We start from the raw sequence: 22,079 nt of genomic DNA on the forward strand, positions 1-22,079 counted from the left end.
CGCGGGCGCTGCGCAAGGGCACGCCCAACAAGATCATCGCCTACGAGCTGAACATGTGCGAGAGCACCGTGAAGGTGCACGTGCGCAACATCATGAAGAAGCTCAAGGCCAAGAACCGCACCGAGGTCGCCTACCTCACCAACCGGTACTTCGGTTCCGAGGACTAGCCGAACCAACGGTGCGCGAGGCCCCTGCCCCACCCGCCGAGCCCGGACGCCGCAGCCCGCAGAAGAGGCACGCGGCTTCCAGGTCCGGCGCCGGGCAAGGCCCCGACGCCGCCCGGCCTCCGGCCCGCGTTCCGGGGCGTCCGGATGCGCCGGTCCCGGAGCCCCGCGGAGGCGCACGTCCCATGATGCCCTCACCTGCCGCCATCCGCCTTCCCGCGCCGGCCCTCGCCGCCGGCGCCGGCCTCCTGGCCGCGCTCCTCCTGTCCGGCTGCGTCGAGACGGCGGCCCGGCGGGCGCCCGTCTCCCTCGCTGCGCTGCCGCCCGCGAATGCACCTCACGCGGGCGCGCCCGACGCCGCGGGCCGCCCGCCCCTGGTTCCGCCCGCCGCAGCGCCCGGATCCGGGGTGCCCGGCAGCTCGGCGGCGACCTGGCAGATGCCCTGGCAGATCTCCCCGATCACCGGCGGCCGGCGCGAGCGCATCCTCGAGGCCGATGTTCCCGCCACCGGTCCGGTGCGCGGCACCCGGGCCGCCCTCGCCACGGTCGGCCGCCCGCTGCGGGCCGCGGCCGGGCCGAACCGCACGGTGGGGATCTGCCGCGCCACGGTCCAGGGCGCGGCACAGAAGCTCGGCGCCCGGGAGGTGGAGGCGGTCTCGGCGGGGCGCGAGCGCCGCGACGGGCGGGGCCACTACGTCGCCCCCGTCCGCTTCCGCATCACCTACGCGCGGGCGGACCGCTACGAGGTCCGGCTCAGCACCCTCACCTGCATCGTCGACCGCCGCGGCGGGATCGTGAACGCCTTCGTGACCCGGCCCCCGATCCGCCGCAGCCGGCTCGCCGCCAGCCCCGGAACCCGCGCCTCCTGAGGCGGCGTCCCCCGCCGAGGGGACCCTCATCCGTCGAGCGGCCCTGGCCTGCGCGCAGCGCCAGGGCCGCGGCTTGTCCGCTGCGGCGGCCGGTGCGCGTCCCCGGGAATTCTCCAGCCGCGAGCCTGCCGATCCTTCGGGTCCGGGCGGCGTCGGGCTCTCGGGCCGGCCCGCGACCCCGGTCCCCCGCAGGATCAGAACCCGATCGGCCGCAGGCCGGGGGGCAGGAGGAAGCCCGCCGCGTTCGGGCTCCGCGGGCCCTGGCGCGATCCCGCCTGGACGAGGCGCGCCGGCCGCGGGCGCCGGCCGGTCGCCGCGGTGCGATCCGGATCTTCCTCGGCCTCGCGGACCGCGCGGGCCCGGGACCGGTCCCGGGCGGAGCCGCGCTCGGCGGTTTCGGCCGGCGCTCCCCGGACGCGCGTGCCCGCCCGGGGAACGTCCACTCTGGGGGCGTCAGCCCTGGGAACGTCAGCCCTGGAAGCATCCCCCCTGGAAAGCGCCGCCGGCAGGGGCCCGAGGGCCGCGAAGCGCGGCAGCGCCCCCAGCGCCCGGTCGAGGCGCGCGATCTCGTCGGCGAGGGCCGTCCGCTCGGCGCGGCGCTCCGCCGCCGCGTGGGCCTCCGCGCGGGCGGCGTCCTGGGCGGCGGCCGCGGCCACGGCCCGGGTGGTATCCTGGGCCGCCTCCTGCTCGTCGCGCAGGCGCGCCAGGGTGTCGGCGAGGCTCTCCGCCCGCGCGGTCTCCCGGGCGCCGGCCTCGACGGCGGCGTCGACCTTCCGCCGGCTCGCTGCGAGGGCCTGAGCCCGGTCCGCGGCGAGCTCCTCGGCCGCGGCGAGGCGGCGGCCGAGGGCGTCCGCCGCGGCCGCCGCCTCCCGCGCCCGCGCCGCGGCCTGCGTTTTCAGGGCGTCGATCTCGGCGACCAGCGCGGCCCGCTCCGCCGGATCCGGCCCGCGTGCCTCGCCCTGCGCCTGAGGCTCCGCAGCCTGCGGATCCGCCTCCGCAGCGCGCCGTTCCTGCGGCGCTTGCACCGCGGGCTCCGGCACCTGCGGCTCCCGGGGGGGCGGAGCCTGCATGGCGGCCTGCCGCAGCGTCGCGGCCTCGCCGCGCGCCGCCGCGAGCTGGTCGGAGACCGCCCGGCCGTGCCGCTGCTCGGTCTCGAGCTGGAGGCGCAGGGCGGCGATCTCCTGCTCCAGGGTCGGCGTCGGATCCGGGGCGGCCGCCTCGGGGCCGGGCCTGGCCGGCAGGCCCGCGGCCTCGTCCGGGCTTGCGGGGCTGCGGCTCCCGAGCAGCAGGAACCCGATGAGCCCCGAGGTCCCGACGAGCAGCGCGATCCACTTGAGCATAGCCTCGGCCCGCCTCGATCCGGATCCTCTATCCGGACGAGTCTCGATCCCGGGGCGGTCCCTCGCCAGACGCCCAAAGGAGGTAGCCTGGCCGTGGGCGCTCAGGCCTGCGGGCGGGCGCGCCGGTGCGCGCTCGCCGCGGTGCCGGCCGAGGCCACGATGATGCTGAGGACGGCGAGCCACTGCACGCCGCTCAGCCGCTCGCCGAGGATCGCGAAGGCCGAGAGCGCCGCGATGGCGGGCTCCATGCTGAGCAGGACCCCGAAGGCCGGCGCCGGCAGGCGCTTCAGGGCCACCATCTCCAGGGAGTAGGGCAGCGCGCTCGACAGGGCCGCGGCCACGAGGCCGAGCAGCATCAGCCGCGGCTCGAGGAGCCGGGAGCCGGCCTCCGCGATCCCGAAGGGCAGCACGAACAGCGCCGCGGCCGTCATGCCGAGGGAGACCGCCTGCCCCCCGTGGATTCGGCCCGCCCGCTGCCCGAGCACGATGTAGAGCGCCCAGGCGAGCGCCGCCGCGAGGGCGAAGCCGATGCCCGCCGGGTCGAGCCGGCCCGCGCCGCCGAGCGGCAGGAGGAGCCCGAGGCCCAGCACCGCGAAGCCGATCCACACGAAGTCCGACGCCCGGCGGGAGCCCGCGAGCGCCACCGCCAGGGGCCCGCTGAACTCGATCGCCACGGCAATGCCCATCGGGAGGGTGCGGATCGCCTGGTAGAACAGCAGGTTCATGGCCCCCAGCACGGTGCCGAACAGGGCGATGGTGGCAGCCTCCCGCGCCGAGACCGGCCGGCGCCAGGGGCGCCAGGCCGCGAGCAGCATGAGGGCCGAGAACCCGACCCGGAAGGCCGTGGTGCCGGCCGCGCCGACCTCGGGGAACAGCCCCTTGGCCAGCGCCGTGCCGACCGTGAGCGAGACGATGCCGCCGGCCAGGGCCCCGACGGGCACGAGGGTGGCCGCGAGCGGCGCGGTGCCGGCGTGAGGGTGGGGCATGGCCCGGCCATAGCCGGAACCCGCGCGCGAGGCGACCGGTCCCTCGGGGTCGGGGCGCCGGTCCTAGGCGGCGGTGCCCGCGATACCCTGCGGCTGCGCGGGCACCGCTGCGGGCACCTCGGCGGGCACCTCGGCGGGCTCCTGCCCGGCCCCCTGGGCGAGGCCGGCGGCGCGGATGCGGGCGCCGGCATCGTCGTAGACGAAGGGCAGGAAGGCGTAGCGGCGTCCCCGCGTGACCCGCCCCACCGCGTGCAGGATGTTGCAGGGGAAGATCACGGCCCAGCCGGGCGGCGCCTTGTATCCGCGCAGGTTGTACTCGGGGAAGCTCACCGCGCCCCCGTCGAAGTCGCCCGAGAGGTTGATCGAGACCGCGAAGCGACGGTGCGCGGTGATCCCCTGCGTGTTGTCCCGGTGGGGGCTGAAGTGACCCCCGTCCTCCGCGGCGTAGCAGCCGACGAGGTAGCGCTCCATGCGGGTGATCCGCATGAAGAACAGCCGCTCGATCTCCGGCACCACCCGGCGCATGATCCGGGCCTGGATCTCGCGCATCAGGGCCGGATCCTCAACCATGTAGTCGCGCCGCTTCTTGAAGCCGGCATCAATCACCCCGACGCCGCCGCGCATCACGCCGCTCTCCGCGCGGTCCTCGGCGTCGTAGAGGCCGATCAGGTGGCGGCAGAGGCCCGGCTCGAACACGTTCGGCAGCAGCAGGACGGGCGCCGGAATCTCGAAGCCCGCGTAGGCGGCCGGTGCCGGCAGGCCGTCGAGGTAGGCGAAGACCGCCGCGGTGCCGTCCTCGGTGAGCGGGAAGGTCGCCGCGACGTGCAGCGTCGGGTCCACGACCATCCAGGATTGCCGGTAGGGCCGCGGCTCGCCCTCGGGGCCGCCGGTGAGCGCGCCGCAGCGCCGGCTCAGGCCGCCGTCGAAGTCGAACACGAAGCGCACGCCCGGCATCAGGTCGCGCACCCGGCCCTCGCTCTCGTCCGCAGGGTCGACGCTCACCGCGAAGACGCTCGCGCGGACGTCGTCGAAGCGGTCCCGGTGGGCGAGCACCGCGTGCAGCGCCGCCCGCCCCGCCGGGTCGGCCGCCGAGCCGTGGAAGCAGAGCACGATGTAGCGTCCCGCCAGGGTGTCGATGGCGAAGCGCGGCCGCCCCTGCGTGCGTGGCGCGACCTGGGGAAAGGGGTCGCCGGGGGAGAGGGGCGCGGCGGCGGGGAGCGTCGGGGTCTGGGCGTTCATCGCGGGGCATCCGGAACGGGACGCCCCTCGCTAGGGGGCGCCCGCCCGGCCGGATACTGGCAACCCTGACAGGTCCCGCCCGGGCCGCTCCCGGTCGCGCGCCGACGCGGGGCCCGACCGTCCGCGCGCCGCGATCGTCCCCTCCCGCGGCCAAATCCGGAGGCGGCGGAGCGCGCTCAAGCCTCGATGAGACCCTGCGTCAGGCATGTGATCGCCGCCTGCATGCGCGTGGCGACGCCGAGCTTGCGCATCACGTTCTCGATGTGGAAGTTCACGGTGCGCTCGCTGATGCCGACGATCTGCGCGACGTCCGCCGAGGACTTGCCCCGCGAGACCCAGGTCACGATCTCGCGCTCCCGCGCGGTGAGGCGCACGTTGCCGGTCGCCGGTCCGGCCGGCGCCGGGTCTCCGGCCGCCGGCTCGATCGCCTGGACTGCTCCGTTCCGCCCTGCCGGCCCGGGGGCGCGCTGGATCACGTTGCGCAGCACCGCGACGAGCAGCTCGAAGTCGACGGGCTTCGTCACGAAGTCGTCGCAGCCGAGCCGGCGCGCCTCGATCTGGTTGGCGCGCTGCCCGAACGCCGTCAGGAACACGAAGGGCGGGAGCGGGCCCGGCACCGCCCCGGCCCGGGCCCGGCGCAGGAGGTCGAGGCCGCCGAAGCCCGGCAGGTCGATGTCGCAGATCACGAGCGCCCAGTCCCCGGCGAGCCGCGCCAGGCCCTCCGGGCCGCTCCCCGCCACGGTCACGCAGAATCCGGCCTCGGCCAGCACCTCCTCGATCAGCTCGGCGATCGGCCGGTCGTCCTCGACGCAGAGGATGCGGGGGCGGCTCACGGCCTGGGTCCCGGCGGCAGTTTGGGCCCCGGCGGAAGATGCAGGCTGACGCGGGTGCCCGCCCCCGGCGTGCTGGCGATGTGCACGCTGCCGCCGTGCGCCTCGACGGTGTGGCGCACGAGATGCAGCCCGAGGCCGAGCCCCCGGATTCCGCCGCTGTTGCGGGCGCGGTAATAGGGTTCGAGCACCCGCCCGACCTCGTCCGGCGCGATGCCGATGCCGCGGTCGCCGACCGTGATCGCCGCGCCTCCTGTGAGCGCCGAGCGTGCGACCGTCACGGTGACCTCCGCGGGCGCGCTCGAGTATTTCACGGCGTTCCCGATCAGGTTCGAGACAGCCTGATACAGGAGATCGCGATCCGCGTGGATCACGGTCTCGTCGGCCCCGAGGATCAGGTTCGGGCCGCCCTCGCCCCCGTGCTCGGCCTGCAGCGCCGCCAGGAAGGGGCCGGCCTCGATCGGCACCGGGGTCGGCGCGAGGTCGCCCTCCCCCACCTCGGCCGCCTCCCGGATGCGGTTGACCAGCGCGTCGAGCCGGGCCGCGGCCTGACCGATCTTCTCGGAGCGGGCCACGATCTCCGCGGGCGCGATGCCGGGGGCGAGCTTGGCGAGGCGGGCGCTGTGGCCCCCGATGGCGGTGAGGGCGGTGGCGATCTCGTGGGTGAGGATCTGCACGAAGCGCCGCCCGGTCTCGGCCTTGCGGCGCTCCGCCTCCAGGTGGCCCTCGACGAGGGCGCGGGCGCGGCGGCGCTGCTCGATCAGGTAGGCGACGAGCCACTGCGCCGTGACGGCGATGCCGCGGTTCGCCACGAAGGGCACCGCGATGCCGCCCCCCGGCGGCCGGATGAACGAGCCGATGAGCGAGGCCAGCGTGCTGGCGAGCGCCAGCGCGAAGGCGCTGCGCGGGCGCGCATAGACCCCGAGCAGGATCGGCAGCGTGTAGGCGAAGCAGATCGAGACGTTGTCGGCCGGCGTCGCGATGTCGGCCGCGAGGATGCCGAGGATGAGGGCCCCGGCGAGCGGCAGAGGCCAGCGCGGGCCCCCGGCGGGAGCCTCCGCCCGCGCCGTCTCGGCGCGCCCGGCCGGGTTCGTCGGTTCCATGGCGGGCTCGGACCCTCCGGTTCGCGGCGGATCCTATGGGCCAGGCGTGGCCCGGACGGAAGCGGCCTCATCCGATTTCCGTGCGATCGCTTCGCGATGGCGGAGATCGGCTTCGCTCATGCGCCGCGCGGGCCTGGCTGACACGAGTTCCGCTTCGATCCAGCGGAGCGCGTATCAGGCGTCCGTCGTTTCCGGGGCGGGGGCCGCCAGGACGGACATGCGGCGCGCGTAGGCGAGCACGCTGCGCGCGGCGGCCCGGGCGTTCGCGGCGCGCAGAGCCCCCCGCGGGGCCCCGTCGCGCAGGGCGACCGCGGCCAGGCGCCGGAAGCGGTCGGCATCCGCGCGGGCGCGGGCGCGCAGGACGGCCACCGGCTCCGTGCCGGCGGCCGGGAGGGGGTGGGAGACGGGTGCGTTGCGGGTGGGGACGGCCATGGCCGCGGCTCCTGGGCGGCGGGGCATCCGCCGTCCCACTTCGAGACAGGATCTGCCACGCTTTCCGAAATGTGGCAACAATCGGGCCCGTTCGTGGCGGACCCCTCGTGCGTTTCGGCACACGGGCCAAGCCCGCCGATGCGGGTCCCGCGGACATCGGCGGCGGGCCGCCGAGCCTATTACCTAAGGTGGAATTTAACGATCCGTATTTCAACCGAGAATTACTTATGGTTTCGATCGATCAGTGACAGAAAAACATCGAAAGACTGTTGCCGGATCGGTTCGAATTTGAGACTCCTGTAGCGGATCAGTTGTCCGAGGACGATCGAGGATTGCGCGGCACCCCGGTCGATGGCTGCGCTTGCTGCGAAGGTGATGTCCAGCGCCATGGCCTTCGACGATCCCGCGGCGTCCGCCGAGATCTGGCCGATCGATCCGGAGCCGTCGGTCACGAACCTGTCCGGGCGCCAATTCTGGCGCTTCGAGGGCGGGATCGCCCGCGAGGTGCGAATCGGCGATCACCGCCTCGCCGCCTCGGATGGGCGGATCGCCTTCCTGGGCGTCCGGCGCGACCCCGAGAACCGCGCCTACCCGGCCGGCTTCTCGCATTGCCCGCGCACGGGCCGTCCGCTCTCCGAGCCGCTCCTCGGGACCGACACCTTCGGCTGGCCCTACGCCGGCCCCGGCGCCCGGCCGGACGGGCGCACCCTGCACCTCGACAAGGACGGCCTGCGGGAGGTCCCCCTGAGCCGGGGTCTGCCGGCCCTGTTCGCCGCGGGCCGCCCGAGCGCGCTCTACCTCCACGGCGAGACGCTGGGCTCCCTCGAATGGTTCGACGCGCTGGCCGGGCGCTGGGCCTCCCTCGGGCGCCTGCCCCCGGCCGACCTGCCGCCCCACGCCCACGCCCTGGTGGCGGGGCCGGACGGCCTCGCCTTCGCGGGCCGCGACGCCCTCGTCACCGTCCCACTGCCCCAGATCGGGACGAACCTCGCGGCGGCGCGCCACGCCCTGCCGGGCCTGCGCTTCCTCTCGGCGCCGGCCTGGCGGGCCGGATGCCTGGTGCTGCCCGCCGCCCGGGCCGGCCGGCTCCTCCTCGCGCGGCTGAGGCTGCGCGGCGCCGAGGCGGAGGGACCCCTCACTGTCACGGACCTCGGGCCGCTCGACGCGCCCGCGCCCTTCGCGGCGCCCTTCGCCAACGGCGTCGAGGACCTGCTCTTCGTCGGCGCCTCGGCCGTCGTCATCGCCCGCGCCGACACCGACGAGGCGGTGCGGGTGCCCTGGCCGGAGGGCTTCGCGCCGATCCTGGCCCAGCGCCCCTTCCGGGACGGGCGGGACGTCCACCATCAGCTCGGCCTTGCGGCGGGGCGCTACCACTACGCCGCCCTGGTCCCCGGCATGCCCCTGCGCGCCCTCGACGGGCCGCACCTCTCGGCCGGCGGCGTCACCTACGCGGGGGCCGACCGGCACGCCGTGCCCTGGGAGGCGCCCGCCGAGAGCCTGACCCTCGGGCGCTACGCGGGCCACCTCCTCGTGCCGCTCCTCGGCCTGGCCCGCGACACCATCCTGATGGCGGTGCGCCCCGCGGAGGGGGCCGCCGCCTTCCTGCGCGGGGAGCCCCTGCGGGCGCCCGTGCTGGCCCACATCCTCCACCACGCCCACGGCGGCGGCCTGCACGACCTCGACCTCGCCCTGGCGGTAAGCTCGCTGCACGACGCCTCGGCCTTCCCGATGGGGCGGGCGCTCTACCTGTGCAGCCGGGCGGAGGGCCGCTGCTTCGGCATGCCCATGAGCCTCCGGTGAGGCGCGTCCGGTGAGGCCGATGGCGCCCCGGACCGCACGCCGCCGCCGGCTCGGGCTGCTCGTCCTCCTCGGGCTCGCGGCGGCGCGCCCGGCGGCGGCCGTCGAGGTCCCGCAGGTCTACCTCGTCCAGAACTCGGGCTGGATGGAGCCCTTCCTGACGGACCCCGCCTCGCGGTTCCGCCCCCTGGTGGCGGCGCTCGTGGCGGCGACCGGGGCCGGCAGCGGCCGGGTGGTGCTCGCAGCCTTCAACCAGCGCGGGCAGGTCCCCGGCCGCTCCTCGCCGCAGGTCCTGCACGACGGCCCCTACGAGAGCGGCCGCATCGCCGCGGCGCTCGCAGGCCTGGACCTGCCCCGCAAGCCGGGGGGCGCCTTCGCGGACGCAGATCTCAATGGCGCGCTCCTCGCCGCCGTCGGCGAGGTGTTGGGCGGCCGGGACGGCGTGGTCTGGATGGTCACGAACAACCGCAACGCCCCCTCGAACGGGCCCGAGGTCGCCCGCAACACCCGCGCCTTCGCGGCGAGCCTGCGCGGCTCCCCGGGCCTCACCCGCGTCCTCGCCTGGCCCGTCCGGATGGCGGTGCGGGGCCCGAACTTCGCGGAGGGCGGCTTCCTGGTCTACGGCATCGGCCACGGCCGGGCGGGGGGCGCGGCGCTGGAGGCCCTGTCCGCGGAGGGCAGCCCTCTGCGGGCCCTGTTCGCGCAGCCCCCCGTCCTCCTGAAGCCCCCCGGCGGCGCCCTGCCCCTGCGCGTCGAGTCCGTCGCGGGGCCGCCGGGCCTGGAGGCCGGCAGCGAGGGCGGCGTCCTCGTGATCCGCGTCCCGCGCGGGCCAGACACCCTGACCCTGCGGCTGCGGGCGCGCCTGCGCAATGCCCTCTACCCGCAGCGCATCCGCGCGGCGGGCCTCGCGGCGGACTGGCGCGGGGCGGACGGAGAGGCCGCGGTCGCCGCCGCCGTCGCCCCGGACCGGCTCGCCGGCATCGCGCCCGAGGCCGAGAGCGATCCCTTCGAGATCGCCCTGACCCTTCCGCCACTCCCGGCCGAGCCGGCCCTGACCGGAAGCCGCCGGCTGGACGGCCTGCTCTCCCTGCGCCTCACCGGCCTCGACCTCGAGCTCGACCCCGCCTTCCTGGAGCGCGTCCGGCCGGTCTTCGGGGGCGGCCTCCTTGCCGAGGGCCGGCCGGCCGAGGGGCGGGGCGCCCTGCCCGAGCTCCTGCTCGACCAGAGCCGCCTCGGGGAGGCCCGGGCGGCCCTGCCGGTGCGCATCGAAATCTCCGCCTCGCCCTGGCCGCTCGTCGGCCTCGGCCTCGGCGGCCTCGCCCTGCTCGTGGCCGGCGGCGCCGGGGCGGCGTACGCGGCCCTGCCCCGCCCCCTCACCGTGATGCTCGGGCCCTATCCCCGCCGGATTGCCCTGCGGCCCCTCGGCGCCGTCACCCTGCGGGCGCCGGACGGAGGGGCGTGGCGCGTCCGCCGCGGCCTCGGGCGGACGGCCGAGGCGACCCGCCTGCCCCCGCGCGAGACCGCCGGATGAGAGCCCCCGAGCCGCCCCGCGACTTCACGATCCCCCTCGCCCCGGGGCCGGCCTCCCGCCCGGGCGAGGCGCGCGCGGGAGAGACACGCGCGGGAGAGACACGCGCGACCGAGGCGCCCTCGCCCTTCGGTGCGCTGAGGCCCGCGCCCACGGGCCTCGAGGTCGCGGCCGGCGCCGGGATCCTCTGCGTCCTGCTCGGCGCCTTCCTGATCGTGCGGCTCGCGGTGAAGAACCACCTGCGCGACCGCCGCGCCACCCTCGACGCCGCCAACGCCGCCGCCTGGACCCTGTTCGCGGCCCTTGCCCTCACGGCCCTCGTGGCGGTCAGCGCCACGGTGGGCGCGGCCTGGGACCGCTGGCTCCTCACCGGCCCCGCCTTCGTGCTGTGCGCCGTCGTGTTCGGGATGTTCCTCGTCCTGTTCGTGCGCGCCCCGAGCCGCACGCGCTGACCGTTCGCGGAGGTGGCGCATGTCGAGTTCCATGCCGAGTTCCATGCCGAGTTCCATCCCAAGTCCCGTGCCGAGCCCGGATCCCGCGGCGGTCGAGCTCGGCGAGCGGCGGCTGCCGGTGCGGCCGACGGTGTTCGTCGCCCTCGGAGGCACCGGCAAGGAGGTGCTGCTCCGCCTGCGCCGCCGCATCCTCGGGGCGGAGTGGAACGGCACCCGGCTCGAATCGCTCGCTGACTTCCCGGCCGCCGCCTTCCTCTACCTCGACACCGACACCGCGGAGGCGCGGGAATCGGACCGGGCCGCCCGCACCGACCCCCTGGCCGCCAAGGTCGCCTTCACGGAGGGCGAGACCCTGCAGCGGGCGGTCGACCTCGCCCGCTACCAGGCGGAGCGCCGGCGCTACCCGGAGATCGACGCCTGGCTGCCGACCCACGACCTCTCGCGCATCGACGCCGCCAAGGGGGCGGGCCAGGTCCGCTGCATCGCGCGGCTCCTGTTCTTCGATGCTCGCGCGAGCTTCGTCGAGCGGGTGGCGGCGCAGGCCGGCGCGGTGCTCGCCAACCTCACGAACGAGGCGCGGCTCTCGGCCCTCGGCCTGTCGGTCGGCACGGACCTGCGCATCGTGGTGGTGGCCTCGGCCGCCGGCGGCACCGGCTCGGGCGCCTTCCTGGATGCCGGCTACGCCCTGTCCGGGCTGGCGAGCCCGGCCCGGCCGGCCTCCGTGGAGCTGTTCCTGGTGCTGCCCTCGGGCTACGCGGGCGCGAACCGGGCCCGGGTCTTCGCCAACGGCTTCGCGGCGCTCTCCGAGCTCGAATACACCATGCGCGGCGCGCCCGAGCCCCCCTACGCGGCCGGCCCGGACGCTCCCGCGGCGCGACCCTTCTCGGAGGTCTACCTCTTCGACACCCACAACCTCGCCGACCAGCGCACGGCGAGCGTCGCCGACCTCCACGAGATGATTGCCGACGTGCTGTTCGAGGATTTCGGCAACTCGGACTTCGCCGCCGCCAAGCGCTCGGTGGGCGTCAACCAGACCCAGCACAAGATGCGCCCCTGGGTGCCGCCCCTGCCGGCCGAGGCCGGCGGTGCGGCCGCCGCCTACGCGCTCGGCTATTCGAGCCTGGGGCAGGCGGTGCTCGCCACCCGCGGCAGCTTGGCCTGGGAGGCCGAGGCCGCCGAGGCGATGCGGGCGGTGGTGGAGGATGCCTTCGGCCTCGGGCCCGCCCGCCCCCTGCCGGGCCCGGAGGCGCGCGACCGCTTCCTGGCCGAGCGCCTCGGCCTGCGCTTCTCGGCCTTCGACCGCTTCCCCGCCGTGCTGCGGCCCGAGCCCCCCGCCATCGCCGAGTACGACCTAATCGGCCGCCTGCTGCAGCGCCCCGACGGCAGCTCGATCGCCGACGACCTCGCCCTCGCCGTCGAGGCCGCGGTGGAGGCGATCCGCACCGCGGTCGGGCCCACCCGCGACTGGCCGGCAGCCCTGCGGGCGGTCTCGGACGGCCTGCGCGAGGACATCCTCGGGCGGGTCGGGCAGGCGGGCCTCCACGGGCCCCGCGGCGCCGAGGTGGCGGCCGCCCGCGCGCGCCTCGAGACCGCCTGGCTCGGGCCCGAGGGCGAGATCGCCGCCGCCCTCGACCGCATCCTCGACGATCCCGAGCGGGGCGGCCTCGCCTACGCCCTCGCCCTCCTGGTGCAGGTCCGGGAGGCGATCGAGGCCGAGGACGGCGCGGCCCGGCGGCTGGCGGCGGCGGCCGACGCCCACGGGCGCCACGCCGACGCGATGCTCTCCGAGCACTTCTCGGCCTCCCTCGCGCGCCTCTCGGCCGTCCGGGCGGGGCGCCTGTTCTCGCACCGGGCCGACGCGGAGGCCTACCTCGATCAGGCGCGCGCGGACCTGCGCGACGCCGCCCAGTTCCGCCTGCGCGCGCTCGCGGCGGGCGAGGCGGCGGTCCTGCTGCGCCGGGTCGCCGCCGCCCTCGGCGGCCGCGTGGCGGGCCCCGAGGGGGCGCCCGCCCGCTACGACGGCTGGCTCGGCCTCCTCCTGCGCGGCCGGGCCGAGGCGGAGCGGCTCGTCGCCGGGCTCGCGCAGGAAGCCGCCGAGATCCGCGCCACCCTCGCCAGGCCCTCGGGCGGGACCTTCCTGGTCCTGCCGGCCGGGGACCTGCCCCCGGCCCCCGAGGATGCGGGCGCCCGGGAGGCCGGGCGGGAGGCGGTGCGTGTCCTCGGCGGTGTCCGGGCGGGGTTCGGCCTCCTGTCCGGCGAGGCGGGCCGGACGCGCGTCCTCGCCGTCCTGCGCGGACACGCGCGGGGCCGGCTCGCCCCACGCCGGGCCGCCCTGCCCACCGCCGCGCAGGCCCTGCGCGCGATGCCGCCCGCCGCCCGCCGGGAGGCCCTGGAGACCATGCTGGCCCGGGCGATGCCCTGGATCCAGGCCCGCTTCGAGGCCTTCCGGCCGGCGCCCGACCAGTTCAAGCTGATCGTCGCGGTCGCGGGGGCCCGCGCCTTCGCGGCGGAGTTCGGGCCGACCCTGACGGCGGCGCTGCCGGCGCGCCTCGGCGGGGTCGCCGTCGGCTACTGCGAATCCGGCGTCACGGGGCGCATCGTCTGCACCTGCGAATTGTCGGGGATCCCCCTCGACGTGCTGGCCCCCCTTCGGCCCGAGTGGCGGGCGGCCTACGCGCAGGAGCTCGACCGGCTCGACGCGATCCCGCTCCACAACCACCGCGACTTCGTGCGCTTCCCCGACCCCGCCCTGCCGACCTCCGCCGAGATCGCCCGGGCCCGCGCCGATCTCGGCCTGTTCCTGCGCGCCGCCTGCCTGGGGGTGATCCGCCGCGACGGCGCCGGGCTGTACCGCTTCGAGTTCGAGCCCGGCGACCGGCGCAGCATCGGCGCGGAGCGCACGCTCCGGCGGCGCGCGTTCGATCCCGGGCAGGCCGCCGCCGTCGCCGCCCGGGTCGCGGCCGTGGAGGCGGGGCTCGCGTCCCTGCAGCGCCTCGCCCTCGGCGCGCTGCTCGGCTGGACCGGGCGGCGGGCCTACGCGCCCCGGCGGCGGCCGATCCGCCACGATGCCGAGGACCGGGTCGGCGGCCTCGCCCACGCGGTGGCGCTCGACCTCGCCGGGCACTACCGCCGCGCGGCCGCCCTGCCGGAGGCGGAGGCGCTGGAGGCCCGCCTCCTCGACGGCCTGGAAGCCTGGACCCGGCCGATCGACGGCTCCCTCGCCGACATCGACCCCGCCGAGGCGAGCCGGGACCCCGAGGACCCGCCCGAGCTGCGGGCCACCGACAAGCGCCGGATCGATCCCGAGGGCTTCGCGCCCGAGGCGCTGGCCCGGCTGGTAGGCGAGGCCGGCCCGGCCCGGCCAGCGCCGCCGCCCGCCGCTCGCCTCTACGTCTTCCGCGGCGCGGCGGTGGAGGGCCCCCTCGCCCTCGGCGAGCTCCTGGCGCTCGCCCGCGCCGGGGTGCTGCGCCCCGACACGCCGGTCCATCCCGAGGGCGGCGCCTGGATGCCCGCGGCCCGGCACCCCGACCTCGCCCGGGCTCTCCTCGCGGGCGCCGCCCCGGCCGACCCGCAGGGCCCCCCCGCGCCTCCGGTGCAGTGAAGCCCGGGCCGGGCCCGGCGCCTCGGCAGGCTCAGCGCATCCGGCTCAGCGCGCTTGGGGCGCGATCACCACCTCGGCGCGGCTGCCGGCGGCGCGCAGCTCCAGGCTCCGCACGGCGCCCACCGTCAGGACCAGGTCCGTGTCGGCGGCGATCCGCTGGATCCGCTCGCCGTTCACCCGCAGGTGGAAGGGCGCGCTGGCGCGCAGGGTGACGGAGCGCCCGCCGGCGAGCGCCTCGGGGGCGACGCGGCTCCAGGCCGGCCCCGCGGCGACCCGCAGGGGCGGCTTCGGGGCGGGGGGCCCCCGCGACAGGCCGAAGGCCCCCGCCCCCAGGGCGGCCGCGGTCAGGAGCCCCAGGGCGACGAGCCGGGCCGGGCCCCTGCGTCCCTGAACGGGCCGCGGCGGGCCTTCCGGAGCCTGCGGATCCAGGGAACCCCGCAGCCGGGGGGCAGGACTCGGGGCCGGGCCGGGGAGCGCCGCGGCGGCGGGCTGCGGCGCCTGGCGGCCACCGCAATAGGGGCAGTGGGCCGTCAGCGCGTAGTGGCCGGCCCCGCAGGCGGGGCAACGCCTCTTCGGCGGGGTGATATCGAGATGTGGCAACGCGCGTGGGTCACGTGGCGTGGCGGCCGGCCGCGCCTCCTGCGAATCGCGCCGGTTCCGGTTATGTCCAGAATGGTTGTGAACACAACGACATCCGACGTCCAGCGCCGGGCGCCTCTCAGGGGTCGAGCGGGCGGGCCTTGGCGCCGTAGCGCCGGCTCCATTCGGCCAGGATGCGCGCCCGGTTGCGCGCCGCCCAGGCGAGGTCGTTGTGGATCATCCGGGCCTCGGCATGGGCCGGGTAGCCGGAGCGCGGGGTCGCGGCCTCCGGGTGCGCCACCACCGCGAAGCTGCGGGCGTAGATCGCGTTCGCCTCCCGCGAGGCCATCCAGTCGAGGACCCGGCGGGCGAGGTCCGGGTGCCGGGCGCTCGTCAGCAGCGCCGAGGCCTCCTGCTCCCAGCCGACGCCGTCCACCGGCACCACGATCTCGATGGGCGCCCCCGCGACCAGCTCCGCGGCGGCGCGCATGTCGAAGGACAGCCCGGCCACGGCCTCGCCGCGGGACGCCGACTGGCAGGGGGCGGAGCCCGAGGGCAGGTAGGCGGCGACGTTCTCGTGCAGGCGGTCCATGAAGGCCCAGCCCGCCGCCTCGCCCATGCTCTGGAGCCAGCCGGAGACGAGCAGGAAGCCGGTGCCCGAAGCGGTCGGGTCCGGCATCACGACCTGTCCGCTGAGGGCCGGCGCCAGGAGCTCGCGCCAGAGCTGGGGCGTCAGCAGCCCCCGCGCCGCGGCGCCGTCCCGGTTGAGGCAGATCACGCCCAGATACGCGTCCATCCCCGTCCAGGCGTAGGGCGGCGTGGGATCGCGGAAGAAGCCGCGCAGCTCGGCCACGCCGGCCGGCTCGTAGGGGGCGAGCAGCCCCTCCGCCTTCAGCACCATCAGGCTCGATGCGCCGAGGCCGAGGGCGAGGTCGGCCACCGGCCGTCCCCGCTCGGCCAGCAGGCGCTCCGTGATCACCCCCGTGGAGCCCCGCACCCAGACGAGCTCCACCTCCGGCACGGCGCGCGCGAGGGCCGCGTCGATCCAGCCGATCTGCTCGTTCTCGATGGCGGTGTAGACCGTGAGGGTCGGCCGCTCCGCCGCCCGGAGCGGGCCCGCGAGCCCCGGCATCGCGAGGATCGGCATCGCGAGGATCAGCCCCGCGAGGGCCCCGAGCAGCGCGCGGCCCCAGCCTCCCGTCGTCACCCTGCCGGACCCCACCTTGCCGGAACTCCCGCCGTCGCGCCGATGCAACCCTAAGGCAGGATCGCTCCGCCAGCCAAATGCCGTCCTCCGCGCCGGTCCCGGGCGGATCCGGCAATGTTGCAGCAACCTGCGCCTGCCAAGGTCGCCGTCGCCGCGCCGATTCCCCCTCAGCACTGGCGCGGCTGCGGCCCGGGACCGGCGCGCTTGCCGCCGGACCCGGGCCGCATGCCGCTCCTGCCGGCAAAGCCCTTGCCGGCGCAGCCCTTGCCGGCGCAGCTCACGCCGCCTCCGTCTCGGCCGCCAGCCAGTCCACCACCTGCCCGAGGGCGGCCCGCGCCCCCGCCCCGGCCGCGCGGGCCTCGGCGTAGATCGCGGTCTGCCGGGTGGCGCTGGTGCCCTGCGCGGCGATCACCGCGGCCCGGGCGCATTCGGCCGTGCAGCCGAGGGCCTCGGCGTCGGGCGCGAGGCGGTCCAGGAGGCTCCCGACGAGCTCCGGCACCGGCACGGCGCGGGGGCTCTTCCCGTCGATCAGCGACGCCGCGACGCCGTCGCGCTGGGCCCGCCACAGGTTCTCCATCACGAGGCCGCGGTCGGCGCCGCTGAGGCCCGCCCCGAGCGTCGGGTGCCGGCGGAGGTGGCGGCAGAGGCAGCGGAACAGCGCGGCGATGGTCACGGCGTCGTCGAGGCGGGTGCAGCTGTCGGCGATGCGCAGTTCGAGGGTCGGGTACTTCACCGAGGGGCGGATGTGCCACCACAGGAAGCTCGCATCGTCGATGGCGCCCGATTCCGTCATCGTCCGCACGTAGCGCGCGAAGTCGGCCTCGTCGGCGAACAGCTCGGGCAGGCCGGTGCGGGGCAGTTCCGCGTAGGCCCGCAGCCGGTAGCCGGCGAGCCCCGTCTCGCGCTGCTGCCAGAACGGCGAGCCGGCCGAGAGCGCGAGGAGCAGGGGCAGGAACGGCAGGAGCCGGTTCATCAGCCCGATGCGGGCCTCCGGCTCGGGCACCTCCACGTGGACGTGCAGGCCGCAGACCACCGCCCGGCGCCCGACCATGCGCAGGTCCTCCAGGATCTCGCGGTAGCGCGGCGCCTCGGTGCGCATCTGGTGGCGCCAGGTGGCGGTGGGGTGGGTGCCGGCCGCGAAGACTAGGAGCCCGTGCTCCCGGCCGAGCCCGGCGAGCCCGCGCCGCCGCTCGGCGAGGTGGGCGCGCGCCTGCGCGAAGCTCTCGGCGGGCGGCGAGCAGATCTCCACCTGCGCCTGAAGCATCTCCCGGTCGACCGAGTCGAAGCGGTCCTGGGCCGCCGCGTGGAACGCCTGGGTCGTGCCCCGCGGGGTGCCGCGGCTGCGCGCATCGGCGAGGAAGAACTCCTCCTCGATGCCGAACGGATAGGCGTGCGCCATGCGGTTTCCTCGAGGGGCGGGGCCGGGGCTCGTCGCCCACGGTGCCAGGACGGAGTCGTCGAGCCCGCGGATGCAGGTTTCGCGCAAACAGCGCCCCCAAACGAGTTGTGGTTCCGACGACCGCTCAACCTGCGATGGGTTTGCGCACCGGGGAGGCCCGCAGCAGGCCCGCCCCGTCCACCCCGAGGGCGGCGGCGATCTCGGCGAGGGCCGTCGCCTCGATGCCGCTGATGCCCTCGTGGTCGGCGACGTCGGCGGCGATCAGGAACAGGTTCTCGCGCTCCGGGCGCGGCCGCCCGGCCGCACCCGCGACGTGGTGCAGGTTCTCGGCGCGGCCGGCCCGGGTGCGGGCCCGGGCGATGGCGGCGTAGAGCTCGTCCTCCAGCATCAGGGTGTCGTAGCCCTTCACCAGGATCGGGTTCGCCCGCATGCCGGCGAGCGCCGCCTCGAATTCCGGGCCGGCTACCTCCCCGTCCGCCACGATCACGTTGGCGCTGCCCGAGACGGCGGCCAGCATCAGGGTGCGGTCGCCCGCGTAGGCGGTCACGGTGCGGCCGAGCCGGCCGAAGAGGTCGCGGAGGAGGGGCATCGGGCGCTTGCGGGGGCAGGTCGGGGCAACGGCTTCCTGGCCGGTGCCCATGGGAAATGGTTCGGGCACAGGCTTCACGGCCGGTGCCCATGAGAAAGGTCAGGGCACCGGCTTCATAGCCGGTGCCCCTCTGAATTGCAGCGCCGTCGCGGCCGCCGCCTCAGCCCCAGAAGGGCCGGGCGTCCATCAGGTCGTCGTAGGCCTCCTCGGCCGCGTCGAGGAGCTTGTCGGCGTGCGCCTCGTTGTCGGCCGCGGTGAGGCCCGCCGCGAACAGGGCCGGCCCCGCGGCCGGGGCCTGGCCGCCCTCCGTCCCTTGCGCGAGGCCCGCCATGACGGCGTGGGCCGTGGCGAGGTCGTTCAGGGCGCCGAGATGGTCCTGCAGGTCCGAGAGCGCGCCCGCGAAGGCCTTGTGGCGCTTGCGCGCCTTGCGGCCCGGATAGAGCGAGGCGAAGAACTCCGCCCCGTAGCGCAGCTTCTTGCCCGCGATGCGGACGCTGTGGCGCTCCTCCGGGTCGAGGCGGGCGAGGTGGCGCCCCCGCTTCCGGATCCGCCGGCGGAAGCGGTCGAGCACCGCGTCGGCGAAGTCGCGCGCCGGGGCGTCCCGCTGGGGCCGGTCCGGCTCCGTCCGCCAGGGGCCGGCCTCGACCCAGGTGACGAGGTCGAGGAGGAGGCCGCGCCAGGCCGGCGCCGCCAGGATCGCGAGGACGGCCGCGTAGGCCTCGCCCCGCTCCGCCTCGAGCCGCGTCCGGAGTTCGTCGAGGCCCGGCTCGTCGGGGCGCCGCGCCACCTCGTCCGGCAGCGTGGTCTCCAGGAAGACGTCGAGGTTGCGCGCCCGCCCGAACGGCTCCGTGACGCGCTTGATCTCGTCCGAGAGGCCGACCGCCCGCGGGTCGCCGGCGAGCACCGGCTTGAACAGGCTGAAGGCGGAGCGCAGGCGGCGGAGCGCCACCCGGATCTGGTGCAGCGCCTCCGGATCCTGGTTGTCCAGGAACACCGCCTCGTTGAGGCGCAGGTGCCGCAGGCAGGCCTGGGCGATGCGCCGGAAGGCCTCGCCCGCGCTCGCATCCGCCGGCAGGGCCACGGCCTCCGCCTTGCTGGGGCGCTTGAGGGTCCCGGCGGCGAGGCGCTCGCCCCGCTCGCTCTTGCTCAGCGCGCCGAGGCGCAGGGGCACCGTCTCGGCCAGCGCCTGGGCGAGGGCGAACAGGTCCGCCGGCTCGCCGGATTCGAGCTCCAGCTCCAGCTCGCAGAGGGGCGCGTCGCCCGCGGGCGTCTCGACCCGGCCCTCGTCGAGGGTCGCGGCGATGCGCGAGGCCCCGTAGGCGATGCTGCGCACCCGCCGCATCACCACGGTCGTGTAGGCGGGGTCGAGCTCCGGCGCCTTCGCGTCGGCGAGCACCGCGGCCACGGGCGTGTCCGCGTAGGCCGCCGGGTCCGGCACGTCGCCCGCGATCGGGCGCTCCCACTCGGCGCGGTCGAACAGGCCGACGCCGCCCGTTCCCGCCTTCACGGTCTGCAGGCGGGTCTCGCCCGCCCGCCGGACCCGCAGGGTGAGCCCCGCCGCGCGCAGGTCGCGCCCGGGGGTGTCGAAGTAGGTGGAGGCGAGGTGCTCGGGCGCATCCTCGCCCGTGCCCCGCAGGAGCGGGTGGGCGGCGAGCGCCGCGAGGTCCGGGCCGTCGCATTCGAGCTTCAGCTCGATCTCCCGCGGCTCTGGGGTCGTGGTCGTCTCGCGCTCGGCGCTCATGCGGTCTCCTGGATGTCCGAGCCCCGGCCCGAAACGTCGGCGGGTGCGGGCGCTCCGGGCCCAACGCCCGGTCCGCTCCGCGGTGCCCGCGAGGCATTGTGCCACGCTTCGCCCGCCCGCGCAGGGGGCCGCGCCGCGCGTTCCGGATGCGGCGCGCTCGCGGCCGATTGCGTTGCCGTGCGTGTTGCTCCAAACAGGATTGCCCGCAACCTAAAGCGCGGCGGCATCCCGGGGCCGGACGGCCCACCGCCCGACCGCCCGGCCCTGCCGCCCGCGCGGGACGGCGCCCCCGGGACGGCGCGCCCCGGATGAACGCGCCGCCATGAAGACCCTCCTCGTGGGCGTGATCGGCCACGTCGACCACGGCAAGACGGCGCTCGTGCGGGCGCTCACCGGCGTGGAGACCGACCGGCTGCCGGAGGAGCAGGCCCGCGGGGTCTCGATCGTGCCGGGCTTCGCGCTGCTGCCGGTGCCGGGGGGCGAGATCGACCTCGTGGACCTGCCGGGCCACGAGCGCTTCGTGCGGGCCATGGTCTCGGGCGCCACCGGCATGGCGGCGGTGCTGCTCTGCGTCGACGTCCGCGAGGGGCAGAAGCCCCAGACCGTGGAGCACCTGGAGATCGCCCGGCTGATCGGCGTGCGCCGCGGCGTCGTCGCGCTGACGAAGTGCGACCTCGTGCCCGCCGAGGCGCTCGCGGCCCGCGCCGCCGAGGCTGCCGCCGCCGCGGCCGCCGCGGGCCTCGCGCAGGCGCCGGTCGTCGCGACCTCGGTCCTGGCCGGAACCGGCCTCGACGCGCTGGCGGCGGCGCTCGCGGGCCTCCTCGACGGGGCGGAGCCGGCGCCCGACGACGGCTTCCCCTACCTGCCGGTGGACCGCGTGTTCTCCCGGCCCGGCTTCGGCACGGTGGTGACCGGGACCCTGCGGCGGGGCCGCCTCGCGGTCGGCGATGCCGTCGCGGTGGTGCCGGGCGGGGCGCTGGCCACCGTGCGGGGCCTGCAGATCCACGGCCGCCCGGTGGAGGCGGCGGAGCCCGGCCGGCGCACGGCGGTGGCGCTGCGGGGCGTCGAGCGTGCGGCGCTGCAGCCCGGCCAGGCCCTGTGCCCGGCGGGCCTCCTGGCGCCGGCCCGCTGGCTCGACGTGATGCTGGACGCCGCCGCGGGCGCCCCGGGACCGCTCGCCGACGGCACCGCCTGCCGGCTCCTCCACGGCACCGCCGAGGTGTCTGTGCGCCTGCGCCTCCTCGACCGCGACGCCCTGGAGCCGGGCGCCCGCGCGCTCGCGCAGCTGCGCCTCGCGAGCCCCGTGACGGTGCCGGCCCGCGAGCCCTTCATCCTGCGCCTCGATGCCCCCGCCGCGACCGTGGCGGGCGGGCGCGTGCTCGACCCCTCCGCCCGGCGCCGGCGCCGGCGCGATCCGCGGGCCCTGGCCGCCCTCGCGGGCCTCGCCGGCCGCCCGGCGGAGGCGCTCGCCGCCCGCCTCGACGAGGCCGGGCCCGCGGGCGTCGCCTTCGCGGACCTCGTCCGCCTCGCCGGCGCGGCGCCCGAGCGGGTGCGGGGGCAACTCGCCGGGATCGGGGCCCGCGCGGTGGGCGAGGACGTCCTCGGCGCCCCGGCCTTCGCGGGGCTGAAGGAGACCCTGCTCGAGACCCTCGCGCGCTACCACGCCGAGCACCCCCTGGAGCACGGCATGGCCCCGGAGCGGCTGCTGCGCCGCCTCGCCCTGCCCGAGCCCATCGTGCAGGCGGCCCTGCGCGACCTCGTCGCCGCGGGCGCCGCCGTGCAGGCGGGACCGCTCGTCCGCCGGGCCGCGTTCGACCCCACCCGCAACGAGACCGAGGCGGTGCGCCGCCTGGAGGGCGTCTTCCGCCGCGCCGGCCTGTCGCCGCCCGACGAGGCCGAGGTGGTGGGCCGCGACACCCGCCGCCGGGAGGCCCTCGCCTATCTGCTGGGCTCCGGCGCCCTGGTCCGGGCCGTCGACCGGGTGCAGCGCCGCGCGATCCTCTTCCACCGCGAGGCGATCGCGGAGGCCCGCGGCCGCCTCGCGGCGGCCTTCCCGGCGGCCACGACGCCCGAGGCCGGCTTCCTCGCCCGCGAGGCCGGGGCGGCGCTCGGCATCTCGCGCAAGTACTCGATCCCCCTCCTCGAGCACCTCGACGCCACGGGCTTCACCCGCCGCCACGGGGACCGCCGGGTGATCCCAGGGTGACCGCCCTCGCCCCGGCC

Annotated in this window: 19 protein-coding genes; 7 read left to right on the forward strand and 12 right to left on the reverse strand. The window is 77.0% G+C overall.

Annotation, left to right across the window (positions count from 1 at the left end; translation table 11 throughout):
- Positions 1 to 167: LuxR C-terminal-related transcriptional regulator (locus tag ACLBXP_RS21760; protein WP_447670000.1), on the forward strand; the 167-nt coding region annotated here is incomplete at its 5' end.
- Between the two features lie 182 nt (positions 168 to 349).
- Positions 350 to 1,033 (forward strand): hypothetical protein, encoded by a 684-nt coding sequence (locus ACLBXP_RS21765; RefSeq protein ID WP_447669912.1) that lies wholly within the window; start codon positions 350 to 352, stop codon positions 1,031 to 1,033.
- 194 nt (positions 1,034 to 1,227) lie between these two features.
- On the opposite strand, the gene ACLBXP_RS21770 is transcribed toward ACLBXP_RS21765, so the two are convergent.
- The 7 genes from ACLBXP_RS21770 to ACLBXP_RS21800 form a co-directional block, all read right to left on the reverse strand.
- On the reverse strand, positions 1,228 to 2,373 hold the full coding sequence (locus ACLBXP_RS21770; RefSeq protein ID WP_447669913.1) for a hypothetical protein: 1,146 nt from the start codon (positions 2,371 to 2,373) through the stop codon (positions 1,228 to 1,230).
- A 101-nt stretch (positions 2,374 to 2,474) separates the two neighbouring features.
- The gene (locus tag ACLBXP_RS21775) at positions 2,475 to 3,359 is read right to left on the reverse strand and encodes an EamA family transporter (protein ID WP_447669914.1); all 885 of its coding nucleotides are present in this window, start codon (positions 3,357 to 3,359) and stop codon (positions 2,475 to 2,477) included.
- 63 nt (positions 3,360 to 3,422) lie between these two features.
- Positions 3,423 to 4,598: a 2OG-Fe(II) oxygenase gene (locus ACLBXP_RS21780; protein WP_447669915.1), complete on the reverse strand. Its 1,176-nt coding sequence runs from the start codon at positions 4,596 to 4,598 to the stop codon at positions 3,423 to 3,425.
- A 176-nt stretch (positions 4,599 to 4,774) separates the two neighbouring features.
- Complete coding sequence (locus tag ACLBXP_RS21785; RefSeq protein ID WP_447669916.1) at positions 4,775 to 5,431, reverse strand: response regulator transcription factor; 657 nt, start codon at positions 5,429 to 5,431, stop codon at positions 4,775 to 4,777.
- A complete protein-coding gene (locus tag ACLBXP_RS21790) occupies positions 5,428 to 6,531 on the reverse strand; it encodes a sensor histidine kinase (protein ID WP_447669917.1) in 1,104 nt (367 codons plus the stop codon). Before ACLBXP_RS21790 ends, ACLBXP_RS21785 begins: the two co-directional genes overlap by 4 nt.
- 174 nt (positions 6,532 to 6,705) lie before the next feature.
- Positions 6,706 to 6,963 (reverse strand): hypothetical protein, encoded by a 258-nt coding sequence (locus ACLBXP_RS21795; protein WP_447669918.1) that lies wholly within the window; start codon positions 6,961 to 6,963, stop codon positions 6,706 to 6,708.
- Positions 6,964 to 7,184: 221 nt separating this feature from the next.
- On the reverse strand, positions 7,185 to 7,352 hold the full coding sequence (locus ACLBXP_RS21800) for a hypothetical protein (protein ID WP_447669919.1): 168 nt from the start codon (positions 7,350 to 7,352) through the stop codon (positions 7,185 to 7,187).
- Here ACLBXP_RS21800 and ACLBXP_RS21805 point away from each other — a divergent pair.
- Genes ACLBXP_RS21805 through ACLBXP_RS21820 form a run of 4 tightly spaced genes read left to right on the forward strand, consistent with a single transcriptional unit; the run spans position 7,339 to position 14,341 of the window.
- On the forward strand, positions 7,339 to 8,763 hold the full coding sequence (locus ACLBXP_RS21805; protein WP_447669920.1) for a hypothetical protein: 1,425 nt from the start codon (positions 7,339 to 7,341) through the stop codon (positions 8,761 to 8,763). The two genes, ACLBXP_RS21800 and ACLBXP_RS21805, sit on opposite strands and share 14 nt — an antisense overlap.
- Before the next feature lie 19 nt (positions 8,764 to 8,782).
- Positions 8,783 to 10,291 (forward strand): hypothetical protein, encoded by a 1,509-nt coding sequence (locus ACLBXP_RS21810; protein WP_447669921.1) that lies wholly within the window; start codon positions 8,783 to 8,785, stop codon positions 10,289 to 10,291.
- Positions 10,288 to 10,740 (forward strand): hypothetical protein, encoded by a 453-nt coding sequence (locus ACLBXP_RS21815; protein WP_447669922.1) that lies wholly within the window; start codon positions 10,288 to 10,290, stop codon positions 10,738 to 10,740. Before ACLBXP_RS21810 ends, ACLBXP_RS21815 begins: the two co-directional genes overlap by 4 nt.
- A 19-nt stretch (positions 10,741 to 10,759) precedes the next feature.
- Positions 10,760 to 14,341, forward strand: coding sequence for a tubulin-like doman-containing protein (locus ACLBXP_RS21820; protein WP_447669923.1), 3,582 nt, complete (start codon positions 10,760 to 10,762; stop codon positions 14,339 to 14,341).
- Positions 14,342 to 14,386: 45 nt separating this feature from the next.
- Here ACLBXP_RS21820 and ACLBXP_RS21825 read toward each other — a convergent pair whose 3' ends face one another.
- The 5 genes from ACLBXP_RS21825 to ACLBXP_RS21845 form a co-directional block, all read right to left on the reverse strand.
- The gene (locus ACLBXP_RS21825; protein ID WP_447669924.1) at positions 14,387 to 14,941 is read right to left on the reverse strand and encodes a hypothetical protein; all 555 of its coding nucleotides are present in this window, start codon (positions 14,939 to 14,941) and stop codon (positions 14,387 to 14,389) included.
- A gap of 118 nt (positions 14,942 to 15,059) precedes the next feature.
- Positions 15,060 to 16,127 carry an extracellular solute-binding protein gene (locus tag ACLBXP_RS21830; protein ID WP_447669925.1) on the reverse strand — a complete coding sequence of 356 codons (1,068 nt, stop codon included), beginning with the start codon at positions 16,125 to 16,127 and terminating at the stop codon, positions 15,060 to 15,062.
- Between the two features lie 277 nt (positions 16,128 to 16,404).
- On the reverse strand, positions 16,405 to 17,526 hold the full coding sequence (locus tag ACLBXP_RS21835) for a carboxylate-amine ligase (protein WP_447669926.1): 1,122 nt from the start codon (positions 17,524 to 17,526) through the stop codon (positions 16,405 to 16,407).
- Between the two features lie 124 nt (positions 17,527 to 17,650).
- Positions 17,651 to 18,115 carry a Tellurite resistance protein TerB gene (locus tag ACLBXP_RS21840; RefSeq protein WP_447669927.1) on the reverse strand — a complete coding sequence of 155 codons (465 nt, stop codon included), beginning with the start codon at positions 18,113 to 18,115 and terminating at the stop codon, positions 17,651 to 17,653.
- 160 nt (positions 18,116 to 18,275) lie between these two features.
- Positions 18,276 to 19,856, reverse strand: coding sequence for a CYTH and CHAD domain-containing protein (locus ACLBXP_RS21845; protein ID WP_447669928.1), 1,581 nt, complete (start codon positions 19,854 to 19,856; stop codon positions 18,276 to 18,278).
- A 322-nt stretch (positions 19,857 to 20,178) separates the two neighbouring features.
- Here ACLBXP_RS21845 and selB point away from each other — a divergent pair, with 322 nt between their 5' ends.
- Positions 20,179 to 22,062 (forward strand): selenocysteine-specific translation elongation factor, encoded by a 1,884-nt coding sequence (selB, locus tag ACLBXP_RS21850; RefSeq protein WP_447669929.1) that lies wholly within the window; start codon positions 20,179 to 20,181, stop codon positions 22,060 to 22,062.
- Positions 22,063 to 22,079: the final 17 nt, after the last annotated feature.

The organism is Methylobacterium sp. A54F, assembly GCF_053346035.1.